The following is a 12,678-nucleotide window of genomic DNA, read 5'->3' on the forward strand; positions in this document are numbered from 1 at the left end:
CGCTCACGCCTTGCCCTCACGGGCCCGCGCAACGAGCGACGTCGTGCTGTGGCCGGGCAGGATCTCGACCAGCACCACCTCGCCGCCGGCGGCTTCGACGATCTCGTGGCCGACCACCTGCTCGCGGGTATAGTCGCCGCCCTTGACCAGCACGCTCGGCCGCACCTGCGTGATCAGATTGATCGGCGTGTCCTCCTCGAAGATCGCGACGAGGTCGACGGCTTCCAGCGCCGCCAGCACCTCGGCGCGGGCGCGCTCGTTCTGCACCGGACGTCCCTCGCCCTTCAGCCGCTTCACCGAGGCGTCGCTGTTCAGCCCGACGACGAGGCGATCACAGGCGCCGCGCGCGGCGGTCAGCACCTTGACGTGGCCGGGATGCAGGATGTCGAAGCAGCCATTGGTGAAGCCGATGCGCAGATCCTGCCTGCGCCACTCCTCGAGGCATGCATCGATGTCGCCGCCGGCCGGGACGATCTTCTCCTCGGCCGCCAGCGAAGCGTGCGGCAGGATCCTTCGGCGCAATTCGGCGGACTTGACGATCGCGGTACCGGTCTTGCCGACTGCTACCGCCGCCGCCGCGCTCGCGATCCGCAGCGCACCTTCCCAGTCGGCGCCGCCCGCCAGCGCCAGCGCCAGCGCCGCGGCAACGGTATCGCCGGCGCCGGAGACGTCGCGCACCTTGACCGGCAGCGCCGGCACATGGATCGACTCGCCGCCCCGCGTCACCAGCGTCATGCCGCGCTCGCCCTGCGTCACCAGCATCGCCTCGCAATCCGCGAGGTACATCGCATCGGGCGCGGCCTGCGCAATGCTGTCCTGGCTGTCGGCGCGGCTGCGGGTCGCCTCGGCGAATTCCTTTCGGTTCGGCGTCAGCACGGTCGCGCCGCGATAGATCGCGAGATTGGCGCTCTTGGGGTCGACGATGACGCGCTTTTTCGCCTGGCGCGCCGCGTCGATCACGTTGCGGATCACGCGCGCGGTGAGCACGCCCTTGGCGTAGTCCGACAGCAGCACGATGTCGGCCCGCGCAAGACGCGGCAGGATCGCATCGATCAGCTGCTGCTCGATGGCCGGTGCGGCCGGCGCGGCGAGCTCCCAGTCGGAGCGCAGCATGTGGGTCGAGAATTGCTCGGAGACGAAGCGCACCTTGCGCGTGGTCGGACGCGCGGCGTCGCGCAGCAGCACGGTCTCGATAGCGGGCTCCTTCGCCAGCGCTTCGGCCAGCACCGCGCCGGCAGCGTCCTCGCCGATCAGGCCGACGAAGATGCAGCGCCCGCCAAGCGCGGCGATGTTGCGCGCGACGTTGCCGGCGCCGCCGATATTGGTCTCGTTGCGCCTGACCGCGATCACCGGCGCCGGCGCCTCCGGCGAGATTCGCGACACCTCGCCATAGACGAACTCGTCGAGCATGAGGTCGCCGACGCAAAGCACCGTCTGGCCGGACATGGCACGCGAGATCGCTTCAAAATCGAACATCAGTCACCGTCATCCGCTCTAGCGATAGCGATCCGCGCGATCGAGAAAGCCCTTCACATAGGCCCCGACTGCGTCTTCCAGGCGAGTGAAACCGCCATTGTATCCGGCGCGTCCGAGACGATCGACGACGCTCTGGGTGAAGTACTGGTAACTGCCGCGAATCTGCTCGGGCATGTCGACATACTGGATGTTCGGCTCCAGCCCGAGCGCGCCATAGGCCGAGACGATCAGGTCCTTGAAGCTGCGCGCCTTGCCGGTACCGACATTGAACAGCCCGGAGACCCGCGGTGTCGCGATCAGCCACATCATCACCCGCACGACGTCGTCGACATAGATGAAGTCGCGGCGCTGATCCCCGTCGGCGATGCCCTCGCGATGCGACTTGAAGAGCTGCACGACGCGGCCCGCTTTGATGTCGTCGAAGCGCCGCGCGAGCACGCTCATCATCGGGCCCTTGTGATATTCATTGGGGCCGAACACGTTGAAGAATTTAAGCCCGGCCCATTGCGGCGGCAGAGGCGCGCCCTTCGCCGCGCGCTCGGCGACCGCAAGATCGAACAAGTTCTTGCTCCAGCCGTACAGGTTCATCGGCCGCAGCCGCTTCAGCGCCTCGACCGATGCGTCGTCGTCGAACCCCTGTTCGCCGTCGCCGTAGGTCGCGGCCGAGGAGGCATAGATGAACGGCGTGGCATTTACCGTGCACCAGTCGAGCAGCCGCATCGAGAGACGGAAATTGGTCTCGATCACCAGGTCGCCGTCGGTTGCCGTGGTCTCGGAAATGGCGCCGAGATGGATCACGGCGGTAAGCCGCCGCCCCTTCAGCCAGTCGCCAAGCTCGGCCGGCGGAACGACATCGGCAAGCTGGCGCTTGGCCAGGTTCCGCCACTTGCCGTCCTGCCCAAGCAGATCGCAGACCGCGACGTCGCTGCGCCCGGCGTCGTTCAACGCGGTCACGACGTTCGATCCGATAAAACCGGCGCCCCCGGTTACCAGAAACATGATGAAATCCCGCCAGATTCCTTTGCAGCCGTCAGCTTTGCCCCACTCCCGCGCCGCAGGCAACGACGGCTTTACCTCTCATCGCGAACCGGTTACCGACTTGGCCGCGCCCGATCGGCCTTGGCCTAGTTAGAAATGAATATTGATTCAATATCTGACATCGAAACACAGGATGCCGAGGATACCAGACCTATCCTCGTGGTGCCCTATGTTTGGATCGGCGATTTCGTGCGCGGCCACACCGTGGTCAGGGTGCTCCGCAAGCGTTGGCCGAACCGGCCGATCGACCTTCTGACATCCAGGCTTTGCGCCCCTTTGGTCGATTATATGCCCGATGTTCGCGCCGGGATCGTGTCCGACCTGCCGCGCAGCCGGCTGGCGCTGGCCCAGCAGCAGGCCCTCGCGGCCGAGCTTCGCCGACGGAACTACGCCACCGCGCTGGTGCTGCCGCGGACCTGGAAGGCCGCTCTCGCACCGGCGCTGGCGGGCATCCCGGAACGGGTCGGCTTCTTTGGCGAGGTGCGGTTCGGCCTCATCAACGCGATGCGATGGGGAGAAAAGCGGCAGCCCCGCTTCATCGACAAGAACGCGATCCTGGCGCTGCCAGACGGCGCCACCCGCCCGCCGGAATGGCCGGTGCCGCAGCTTCGGGTTCCCGCGGACGAAATCGAACGCTGGCGGCAAGCCAACGGCCTCGGCCGCGGTCCCGCCATCGCGCTCGGCCCCGGCTCGGTCGGCGCCTCGAAACGCTGGACCTATTATCCGGAGGCCGCGCGCCTGTTCGCCGAACGCGGCTTCGACGTCTGGGTGGTCGGCGGCCCCGGCGAGAAGGCGCTGGCGCGGGAGATCACGGCAGCCGGCGGCGCGCGGGTCCGTGACCTCACCGGCACCGATCTGCGCAACGGCATCGTTGCGATGGCCGCGGCCAGCGTCGCCGTGACCAACGACTCCGGCTTGATGCACATCGCCGCCGCAATCGGCACGCCGACCATGGGCATCTTCGGCCCGACCGATCCTTATCTCTGGGCGCCCCTCAACGGCCTCGCCGCGACCGTGCTGCAGACCAGGAGCAAGTTGTCGTGCCAGCCGTGCCAGCGCACGGTCTGCACCATGAACGATCATCGCTGCATGCGCGACATCGCCCCCGAAGAGGTCGTGGAGATTGCGCAGCGCGTGCTGGCTCAGGTCAGCGCGCGGTAGACCTTGGCGATCGCGTTCGCCTCGGCATCGAGGCTGAACTTATCCACAACTCGTTGGCGCGCCCGCGCGCCCATCGCCGCGGCCGCTGCCGGATCGCGCATCAAGGGCTCCAGCGCGGCCACCAGCGCGTCGGCGTCGCCAGGCGGCGTCAGCACGCCGGTGACGCCGTCCTCGACGACGAACTCGGCCGCGCCCGCGCGCGCCGCCACCAGCGCCGCGCCCGCCGACATCGCCTCGATCAGGGTCAGGCCGAAACCTTCATTGCGCGAGGTGAAGGCGTAGATCGTCAGCCGCTGGTACCAGCGCACGACGTCCTCGATCGGCAGTTCGCCCGTGATGATGATGCGCGATTGCAGGCCGGCGGCCTCGATCTTTCGCTTCAACTCGTTGGCAAAGGCGAGCTGCTCCGGCACCACGGCGCCGACGATGACGGCGGTGAAATCGGGATAGCGGGGCAGCAGCCTGCACATCGCCTCGACGAAGACGTCGCTGCCCTTCTGCGCGCGCACCCGCCCGAAGCAGCCGATCGCATAATGTCCCGGCAATCCGCTGTCAGCGAAGGCCGCAGTGCGATCGGCCGGCGGCGCATAACGATTGGTGTCGACGCCGTGCATCACCACGGTCGCGTCGTGCTTCAGATAGGAAGCCGACAGCGGACTGGTGGCGATGATCGCATCCATGTTGCGGATAAGCCAGCGCGTCAGCCAGGTGTGACGGCGCTGCGCGGCCGAGGTGAAGATCAGTTTCAGCGGCCAACCGAGCGCGCGCAGCACGAGCCCGACGATCATCTCGTCGTTGCGCCGCGCGTGCCAGATCAGCGGCGATGCGCGCCGCCACAGCCGCAGGAGATCGGCAAATCCCATCGCGTCGATGCCGTCGGGCCGATGCGAGCCGAGCCAGCCTGCGCGGAACATCTTTGCAAGTTTCGGCGCGACCATGCGGTTCGTCGCGGTGACACCCGAATAGCGTCGGTGCAGATTGGGCACGATGAGCTCGAGCTCGCCGGCAGGTGTGTTCTCGATCGGCACTCAAGTCTCCGTTTCGTGCCAGTTCCTATACGCAACATTAAGCATAGTGGCCAGTTCGGCCGCGGCGAAACCCCCTCTTCACCGCACTCCCGCTAGCATCACCGGTTAAAGAACATCGGGAGAGCTCTATCCATGACCGTGCTCGTGACCGGCGGCGCCGGCTATATCGGAAGTCACATGGTTCATGCGCTGGTCGATGCCGGCGAGAGCGTCGTCGTGATCGACAACCTTTCCACCGGCTTCTCCGCGTTCCTGCCCGAAGGCGTGCCGCTGTTCATCGGCGATGCCGGCGACGAGAACCTCGTCGAAGGCGTGATCGCCCAGCACGGCATCGACAGCATCATCCATTTCGCGGGCTCCGTCGTGGTGCCGGACTCGATGCGCGATCCGCTCGGCTACTACCGCAACAACACCATGACGACGCGCAGCCTGCTCAACGCGGCGGTGAAGGGCGGCGTCAGCCGCTTCATCTTCTCCTCGACCGCGGCCGTCTACGGCAATCCGGACCAGGTGCCGGTGCCGGAGATCGCACCGACCCGTCCGCTGTCGCCCTACGGCTCGTCGAAGCTGATGACCGAGATCATGCTGCACGACGTCGCGTCCGCTCATGGCATGAGCTACGTTGTGCTGCGCTACTTCAACGTCGCCGGCGCCGACCCGAAGGGCCGCGTCGGCCTTGCCACCATCGGCGCCACCCATCTGCTCAAGATCGCGGTCGAGGCCGCGACCGGCCAGCGCGCCAAGATCGACGTGTTCGGCACCGACTATCCGACCCAGGACGGCAGCTGTATCCGAGACTTCATCCATGTCAGCGACCTCGTCGAGGCGCATCGCTCGGCGCTGTCCTATCTGCGCGCCGGCGGGCAATCGGTGACGATGAATTGCGGTTATGGCCGCGGCTATTCCGTGCTCGAAACCATCGAGGCGGTGCGCCGGGTCTCGATGCGCAATTTCGCGGTCGCCTACGCCGCGCGCCGGCCCGGCGACATCATGACCATGGTGGCCGACACGACCCGGATCCGCTCGCTGCTCGACTGGACGCCGCGCTACGATGATCTCGAGACCATCGCGAGCCACGCACTGGCCTGGGAGGAGAAGCTGTTCCGGGAGCGCGCCGGCTCCGCGCGACAGGCGGAATCGGCCTAAAAAACAAACCGTTATCAAGCAGTTATTGTGCTTGAAAAAGCCCCGCCAAGCGGGCAAGGAGGTCCCGCAACCCTGACGGCCGGCGCTGCCCGCCGTCAATGGAACGCGGATGGCCCAGTTTCCAAAGAAAATTACCGACGATCCCTATGGCGCGGCGATCCTGATTCGCCGCCTGGTCATGGAACAAGGGGTTACCTATTGGCGGCGCTATCTGACCGCGTTCGCCCTGATGGCCGTGGCGGCCGGCTCGACGGCCGGCGCCACCTACGTGCTCGGCCAGGTGATCAACCAGGCCTATGTCGACAAGAACATCCCCGGCATCGCCATGTTCGCCGGGATCACGGTAGTGCTGCTGTTCATCAAAGGCGTGGCGACCTACGGCCACATGGTGATCCTGAACAAGATCTCCAACGCCATCCTCGCCAGCAACCAGCGGCAACTGTTCGCCAAGCTAATGAGCGAGAGCATCGGCTTCTTCTCGCAGCGGCACTCGTCGGAATTCCTGGCGCGGCTGACCGCCGGCGCCAAGTCGATCACCGACGTACTCAACATGCTGGTCAATGCGATCGGCCGCGACTTCCTGATGCTGATCAGCATGGTCGCCGTCATGGTCTGGCAGGACCCGCTGATGTCGTTCATCGGGCTTGTGGCGGTACCGCCGGCGATGCTGATGCTGCGCAGGTTGGTGAAGCGGATCAAGGGGCTCGCCTACAACCAGTTCACCGGCACCGCCGACATCATGGAGACGATGCAGGAATCGCTGCAGGGCATCCGCACCGTGAAGGCGTTCACGCTGGAAGGCACCATGCAGCAGCGGATCGACGAGCACATCGCAACCGTCGAGAGCAATGCCAACAAGATGGCGCGCGTCGCCAACCGCTCCAATCCGCTGATGGAAATGCTCGGCGGCTTCGCGGTCGCCGGCTGCCTGATGTATGGCGGCTACAGCGTGGTTGCGCTCGGTTCCACGCCGGGCCAGTTCTTCACGTTCCTGACCGCCTTCCTGATGGCGACCGAACCGGCCAAGCGGCTGGCGCGGCTCAACATCGACCTCAACAGCCAGCTGGTCGGCGCGCGGATGCTGCTCGAGGTCGTCGATAGCCCGGCGAGCGAGCAGACCGACGACGACAAGCCGGCCCTGAAACTCTCTGACGCGCGGATCGAACTGCGCGACGTCAGTTTCGCCTATCGGCCGGGCGAGCCGGTGCTGAACCGCATGAGCTTCGTGGCCGAGCCCGGCAAGGTGACCGCGCTGGTCGGCCCCTCCGGCGGCGGCAAATCGACCGTGCTGGCCTTGCTGCTTCGCTTCTACGAGACGCGCGAGGGCGACATCCTGATCGACGGACAGCCGATCTCGTCAGTGTCACGCAAATCGCTACGACGGCAGACCGCCTATGTCGGACAGGACGTCTATCTGTTCCGCGATACCATCCGCGCCAACATCGCCTTCGGCAAGCAGGGCGCCACCGAGCAAGAGATCGTCGACGCCGCCAAGGCCGCCTGCGCACACGACTTCATCATGAGCTTCCCGCTCGGCTACGACACGCCGGTCGGCGAGCACGGCACCCAGCTGTCCGGCGGGCAGCGCCAGCGCATCGCGGTCGCCCGCGCGCTGATCAAGAACGCGCCGATCATCCTGCTCGACGAGGCCACCGCCGCGCTCGACTCCGAGTCCGAGAAGCAGGTGCAGGAGGCGATCGAGCATCTCTGCCAGGGCCGCACCACGATCGTGATCGCGCACCGTCTGCACACCATCATGCATGCCGATGCGATCCTGGTGGTCGAGGGCGGCGAGATCGTCGAGCGCGGACGGCACGAGGAACTGCTGCGCCGCGGCGGCCGCTACGCCTCGTTCTTCCGCCTGCAGCACCACCACGACCCGTCGCCGCTGGCGCTGGCGCCGATCAGCGCCACCGGCTAGGGCCTGTCATCCCCTCGGGGCAATGCCTGCGCGCAGCACGTGCAGGACATTGCCGCCCATGACCTTGCGGATGTCGTCCTCCGAGAACCCGCGCGACATCAGCGCCTGGGTCACGGCGACGATCTCGCTGGCATCGAAGCCCGTCGTGGTCGAGCCGTCGAAATCGGAGCCGAGGCCGACATGGTCGATCCCGACCAGGTCGCGCACATGGGCGATCGCCCGCGCGACGTCCTTCGGATCGAGCGAGCAGACCGCGCCTTGCCAGAAACCGATGCCGACCACGCCGCCGGTCCGCGCGACACCCCGGACTTCGTCGTCGGTGAGGTTGCGGTTGACCTTGCACGTCGCCTGAACGCCGCCGTGGCTCGACACCACCGGGCGCGTCGCCATCGCCAGCACCTCGGCGACCGCCGCGTGGCTCGCATGCGCGAGGTCGACGATCATGCCCATCGCCTCCATCCGCTGCACCACCTGCCGGCCGAGCGGCGTCAGCCCGCCCTTTGCGACGCCGTGCATCGAGCCTGCGACATCATTGTCGAAGAAATGCGCGAGACCGGCCATTCTGAATCCGGCGGCGTAGAGCACGTCGAGATTGGCGATATTGCCCTCGATGTCCTGCAAACCCTCGATCGACAGCATGCCGCCAACCACCGTCGCACCGCTCTTGCGGTCGGCGAGCAGGCGGTCGAGGTCGGCCGGCGTTGCGATCAGGCGCAGCCGCCCGGCGGAGTGTTCGGCGAAGCTTCGCAGTTTCTCGGCATGCCACAGCGAGCGCTGCAGCAACGAGAACCACGTCCGCGGCGGCTGCAGATCGATGATGGCGAGGTTCGTGATGGTATCGGTGTCGGCACCGTTGGCATCATAGTTCTGGCCCTTGGGCGACTTGGTGACCGACGAGAACACCTGTAGCGCGTAGTGCCCCTCGATCAGGCGCGGCAGATCGATATGGCCGCGATCGGATCGCGCGATCAGGTCGCGCTTCCACAACAGGCTGTCCGCATGCATGTCCGCCACGTCGAGCGTCGCCTGCAAGTCCCTTGCGGCGGGCGTGATATCCAGCGCCACGTGCTGGACCCTGTTCTGCGCCCGGTCGATCCGCTCCGGGACGACCGTGAAAAACCAAACGGCGGCGGAGATCAGGGCCATAACGATCAGCCCCAGGCCGATCGAAAGCCATTTCCTCATGGGCAGCACCGCCTTTGTCGACCAAAGGCGGTCGCGCTCGGCGGAAAGCTGGCCTCACCTCTGCGCCGGATGCAGCCGCGGCCACTAGCCCTGAGCGGCGTAAGCGCGTAAATACCGCCCGCGCTCCCTCCTTCAACCCTCCGGGACCCGTTCATGAACGCCGCATCCACCGTCATTCCGCTTCCCCCGCAGCCCTCGCTTCCCGTCGTCGGCGAATCCGGCAGCTATCCGGTCCGCCGCATCTGGTGCGTTGGCCGCAACTACCTCGAGCATATCAGGGAGATGGGCAATGACGAGCGCGCGCCGCCGTTCTTCTTCGGCAAGCATGCCGACATGCTGGTGCCCGACGGCGCGACCATCCCTTATCCGCCGCTGACCAAGGACCTGCATCACGAGGTCGAGCTGGTGGTGGCGATGAAGAGCGGCGGGCTGAACATTCCCGCCGACAAGGCGCTCGAGCATGTCTACGGCTATGCCGTCGGCATCGACCTGACCCGCCGCGACCTGCAGATCGCCTCGCGCAAGAAGGAACGGCCCTGGGAGATCGGCAAGTCGTTCGACTATTCCGCGCCCTGCTCGGCGATCCAGCCGGCCGCGAAGATCGGCCACCCGACCGCGGGCAAGATCTGGCTCACCGTCAACGGCAAGGAAGCCCAGAAGGGCGACCTCACCGAGCTGATCTGGAACGTGCCTGAAATCATCTGGCAGCTCTCGCAGCAGGTGAAGCTCGCCGCCGGCGACATCATCATGACCGGCACGCCCGCCGGCGTCTCGCAGCTGCAGGTGGGCGACAAGCTCGAATGCGGTGTCGACGGCGTCGGCAAGCTCGCGGTGACGATCGGCAAGCCGGAATAACCGCCTCGGGACACGAGGCAAGGCCCAAAGCCCCGGATCCGGTCCGGGGCTTTTTGCTGTGCGCGGTCAGCGCATCGTGCCGGGCATGCAGGGCGGCTCGGTGAAGGGAGCGGTCGCGAACGATCCAACCTTCGGCGCGCGCACGCAATCGGTGGTCTTGCTGCTGACCGCCGTTGTCGTCATCGAAGCATTGGCGCGCCGCACCGCAGCGTTGTTGCCGGCGGCGGACACCTGGCCCGAATAGGCGGCTGCCGCAATCAGCGCAAGCGCTGCGAGGGTCAATTTGGTCATGGGATTTCTCCGTACGGTGGGTGAAGCCGACCTAGCTCGGCTCCTGTGATCAAGGACCGCGAGTGCCCGGAAATTATTTCATCACGCGCGATCACCGCGCCGCGAGCGCCCGATCACATCGGATGGAGCGAGGAATACCGGAACGACCGAGGCACTCCATGTCGTCAAGGCCGCGCGCAAACGCGGCGATGACGGCATGGAGACTTTCATGATCGATCTTCGACGACCCGGCGTACGACTGGGCTTGGCTGCGATTATGTCCGCGGCAATGGCGACCGCTTGCTTTGCACAGGCGGCGGCGGTCCAGCAGCCCCGCGCCTACGCGTCAAACGAAACCGCGAGCAGGCCGTGGTCGGCGCCGGTCGGCCATCGCCAGCCGCGCGCCGCCGATATTCCGGCGACGACATCGACATCGCAGCAGGTCATCGATCAGGAGGACGCGATCGTCGACCGCAAGATCAAGGGGATTTGCCGCGGCTGCTAGAGCATGATCCGGAAAGCGCGAAGCGGCTTTCCGGGAAGACCATGCTCAAAGACGAAGAGCCACACCTCGGTCTCTCCGGCGGCGGAGCTTACTGCCTTTCGGCGGCCTGCGGCGTGTCCGGGCCGAAATGCGTCTTCTCGTATTCGAGCCACAGCTCGAGCAGCGCCATGAACGCCACCACCGCGCCTGCGGCGATGGCAAAATGCATCGCGCGGGTATGCGCGAAGCCGAGCAGCCAGGGCGAGACGATCAGCCAGCACCCGACGACCAGGTTGATCCATTCTTCCCAGATCGAGAACGCGACGATCGCCGCCAGCGACATGATCGCGATCGCCGCGCCGCTGATCCTGAGATCGATCGCCGCGGTCGGATTGGCCTGCACGAACAGCCACGGCGCAGCAAGCAGGAAGATCGCGGCGACGAGATTATAGAGATCGAGCGCTGATTCTTTTCGCCATTTCATCATCTGCTGCTCCATTGCTGTCTCAAGCCCGACGTTCATGCGCGCCGGCCGCATTGATGTCCCTGCCGGTGTAGTCGGTCATCAGCGCAGTCGCGACCAGCGTGATGACGGCGCAGATGGCGATGTAGACCGCGATCGCGATCCACGAATGATAGGTGCCGAACAGCCACGCCGCGATCAACGGCGCCGGACCGCCGGCGATGACGGATGCGAGCTGATAGCCGAGCGAGGCGCCGCTGTAGCGCAAGCGCCCGGTAAAGCTTTCGGCGATCAGCGCGGCCTGCGGCCCGTACTGCATATCGTGCGGAATGAGCGAGAGAATGATCGCGAGGAAGATGATCGACTCCGATCCGGTATTGAGCATCGCGAAGTAGATGAAACCGAAGATGCCGGTCACCAACGCGCCGATCATGTACATGTTCTTGCGGCCGATCTGGTCCGACAGATGCCCGAACACCGGGATCGAGACAAACGACAGCACCGAGGCCGCGAGCACCGCAGTGAGCAGGAAATCGCGCGAAACGTGCAGCGTGCCGGTGCCGTAGGAGAACACGAAGGCGGTGAAGATGTAGAACGGCGCCTGCTCGGACATCCGCGCGAAGGCGGACAGCAGGATCTCCTTCGGATGGTCCCGGATCACCGTCAGCATCGGCGTGCGGTCGAGCTGACGCTCGGCCAGCAGCTTGCTGAACACAGGCGTTTCCAGAATGCCGAGCCGGATGTAGAGGCCGACGCCGACCAGGACGATGCTGAGCGCGAACGGAACGCGCCAGCCCCACGAAAGGAACTGGTCGCCCGACATCTGGCTGAAGGCCAGCACAGCGAGATTGGCGAGGAACAGCCCGCAGGGCACGCCGAATTGCGGCCATGACGCGATCAGGCCGCGGGAGCGATCGTTGCGCGCCCATTCCATCGACATCAGCACCGAGCCACCCCATTCGCCGCCGACGCCGACGCCCTGGATGAAGCGCAGCACGGTCAGGATCACCGCGCCCCAGATGCCGATGCTGGAATAGGTCGGCACCAATGCGACCGCAGCGGTGGCAAGGCCCATCAACAGCAGCGTCGCGATCAGCGTCGACTTGCGGCCGATGCGGTCGCCATAGTGCCCGAAGATCGCAGCCCCGATCGGCCGCGCGACGAAGCCGACCGCATAGATGGCGAAGGCTTCCAGCGTGCCGACCCAGGGATCGGAATGCGGAAAGAACAGTTTTGCGAAAACCAGGCCGGTGACGGTGCTGTAGAGAAAGAAGTCATACCACTCGATCGCGGTCCCGACCGTGGAGGCGATCACCGCACGGCGCATCTGCAGCTGATGCTCGGATGGTGTGAGCTGGTTGGCGTCGAGGCCGGGGGGTGGACGAAGCGTTGAACCAAATGTTGCCATGGGGGTGTCTCCCTCGCAGGCCCCCGGACGGATATTGACTGTGGTTCGTTTGAGTACGAACGATAACGCGCCCCGGAAAGTTCCACCGGAACGGACCGTCGAGGCTTGAACTTTAGTCGGCCTTCAGTCGGCCATGGCGAGCGACAGATCGCAACGCGTCGAGGGCGTCGTCCGCCACCGCTCGCCCACCGGGGGACCATGCTTCGCAGATGGCTGCCGGATGCGCCCGGCAGTCGCCGGGCG

Annotated in this window: 12 protein-coding genes; 5 read left to right on the forward strand and 7 right to left on the reverse strand. The window is 65.9% G+C overall.

The window, feature by feature from the left end:
• Positions 1-3 precede the first annotated feature (3 nt).
• Together rfaE1 and rfaD are read right to left on the reverse strand one after the other, a co-directional pair.
• Entirely contained in the window at positions 4-1,476 is a 1,473-nt protein-coding gene (gene rfaE1, locus QA639_RS29195) for a D-glycero-beta-D-manno-heptose-7-phosphate kinase (RefSeq protein ID WP_050384627.1), read from the reverse strand.
• A gap of 18 nt (positions 1,477-1,494) precedes the next feature.
• Entirely contained in the window at positions 1,495-2,475 is a 981-nt protein-coding gene (gene rfaD, locus QA639_RS29200; RefSeq protein ID WP_283087841.1) for an ADP-glyceromanno-heptose 6-epimerase, read from the reverse strand.
• 135 nt (positions 2,476-2,610) lie between these two features.
• Between rfaD and waaF the strand changes: the two genes are divergently transcribed.
• A complete protein-coding gene (gene waaF / locus QA639_RS29205) occupies positions 2,611-3,675 on the forward strand; it encodes a lipopolysaccharide heptosyltransferase II (protein ID WP_283087842.1) in 1,065 nt (354 codons plus the stop codon).
• On the opposite strand, the gene QA639_RS29210 is transcribed toward waaF, so the two are convergent.
• Entirely contained in the window at positions 3,657-4,697 is a 1,041-nt protein-coding gene (locus QA639_RS29210; RefSeq protein ID WP_283090643.1) for a glycosyltransferase family 4 protein, read from the reverse strand. The genes waaF and QA639_RS29210 overlap by 19 nt on opposite strands.
• Before the next feature lie 138 nt (positions 4,698-4,835).
• Between QA639_RS29210 and galE the strand changes: the two genes are divergently transcribed.
• Both galE and QA639_RS29220 read left to right on the forward strand, forming a co-directional pair.
• On the forward strand, positions 4,836-5,849 hold the full coding sequence (galE, locus tag QA639_RS29215; RefSeq protein WP_028338302.1) for a UDP-glucose 4-epimerase GalE: 1,014 nt from the start codon (positions 4,836-4,838) through the stop codon (positions 5,847-5,849).
• 109 nt (positions 5,850-5,958) lie between these two features.
• Entirely contained in the window at positions 5,959-7,770 is a 1,812-nt protein-coding gene (locus QA639_RS29220) for an ABC transporter ATP-binding protein (protein ID WP_283087843.1), read from the forward strand.
• Between the two features lie 6 nt (positions 7,771-7,776).
• On the opposite strand, the gene QA639_RS29225 is transcribed toward QA639_RS29220, so the two are convergent.
• The gene (locus QA639_RS29225) at positions 7,777-8,955 is read right to left on the reverse strand and encodes a dipeptidase (RefSeq protein WP_283087844.1); all 1,179 of its coding nucleotides are present in this window, start codon (positions 8,953-8,955) and stop codon (positions 7,777-7,779) included.
• 153 nt (positions 8,956-9,108) lie between these two features.
• Here QA639_RS29225 and QA639_RS29230 point away from each other — a divergent pair, with 153 nt between their 5' ends.
• Positions 9,109-9,810 (forward strand): fumarylacetoacetate hydrolase family protein, encoded by a 702-nt coding sequence (locus QA639_RS29230; RefSeq protein WP_028338305.1) that lies wholly within the window; start codon positions 9,109-9,111, stop codon positions 9,808-9,810.
• 66 nt (positions 9,811-9,876) lie between these two features.
• Here QA639_RS29230 and QA639_RS29235 read toward each other — a convergent pair whose 3' ends face one another.
• Positions 9,877-10,101, reverse strand: a complete 225-nt coding sequence (locus tag QA639_RS29235; RefSeq protein ID WP_283087845.1) for a hypothetical protein — start codon at positions 10,099-10,101, stop codon at positions 9,877-9,879.
• A 208-nt stretch (positions 10,102-10,309) separates the two neighbouring features.
• On the opposite strand from QA639_RS29235, the gene QA639_RS29240 reads away from it, so the two are divergent.
• A complete protein-coding gene (locus QA639_RS29240) occupies positions 10,310-10,585 on the forward strand; it encodes a hypothetical protein (RefSeq protein ID WP_283087846.1) in 276 nt (91 codons plus the stop codon).
• Positions 10,586-10,673: 88 nt separating this feature from the next.
• Here the strand turns inward: QA639_RS29240 and QA639_RS29245 are convergent, their stop codons facing one another.
• Both QA639_RS29245 and QA639_RS29250 read right to left on the reverse strand, forming a co-directional pair.
• Positions 10,674-11,051 (reverse strand): SPW repeat protein, encoded by a 378-nt coding sequence (locus tag QA639_RS29245; RefSeq protein WP_283087847.1) that lies wholly within the window; start codon positions 11,049-11,051, stop codon positions 10,674-10,676.
• A 19-nt stretch (positions 11,052-11,070) separates the two neighbouring features.
• Positions 11,071-12,435, reverse strand: coding sequence for an MFS transporter (locus QA639_RS29250; RefSeq protein ID WP_283087848.1), 1,365 nt, complete (start codon positions 12,433-12,435; stop codon positions 11,071-11,073).
• Between the last annotated feature and the right edge of the window lie 243 nt (positions 12,436-12,678).

The sequence above is a fragment of the Bradyrhizobium pachyrhizi genome (genome assembly GCF_029714545.1).
GTDB lineage: Bacteria > Pseudomonadota > Alphaproteobacteria > Rhizobiales > Xanthobacteraceae > Bradyrhizobium > Bradyrhizobium pachyrhizi.

Coding starts and splice junctions, on each gene's coding strand:
- rfaE1 (WP_050384627.1), bottom strand. CDS start 1,476: ATGTTCGATTTTGAAGCGATCTCGCGTGCCATGTCCGGCCAGACGGTG.
- QA639_RS29240 (WP_283087846.1), top strand. CDS start 10,310: ATGATCGATCTTCGACGACCCGGCGTACGACTGGGCTTGGCTGCGATT.
- QA639_RS29250 (WP_283087848.1), bottom strand. CDS start 12,435: ATGGCAACATTTGGTTCAACGCTTCGTCCACCCCCCGGCCTCGACGCC.
- waaF (WP_283087842.1), top strand. CDS start 2,611: ATGAATATTGATTCAATATCTGACATCGAAACACAGGATGCCGAGGAT.
- QA639_RS29230 (WP_028338305.1), top strand. CDS start 9,109: ATGAACGCCGCATCCACCGTCATTCCGCTTCCCCCGCAGCCCTCGCTT.
- QA639_RS29225 (WP_283087844.1), bottom strand. CDS start 8,955: ATGAGGAAATGGCTTTCGATCGGCCTGGGGCTGATCGTTATGGCCCTG.
- QA639_RS29235 (WP_283087845.1), bottom strand. CDS start 10,101: ATGACCAAATTGACCCTCGCAGCGCTTGCGCTGATTGCGGCAGCCGCC.
- rfaD (WP_283087841.1), bottom strand. CDS start 2,475: ATGTTTCTGGTAACCGGGGGCGCCGGTTTTATCGGATCGAACGTCGTG.
- galE (WP_028338302.1), top strand. CDS start 4,836: ATGACCGTGCTCGTGACCGGCGGCGCCGGCTATATCGGAAGTCACATG.
- QA639_RS29220 (WP_283087843.1), top strand. CDS start 5,959: ATGGCCCAGTTTCCAAAGAAAATTACCGACGATCCCTATGGCGCGGCG.
- QA639_RS29245 (WP_283087847.1), bottom strand. CDS start 11,051: ATGATGAAATGGCGAAAAGAATCAGCGCTCGATCTCTATAATCTCGTC.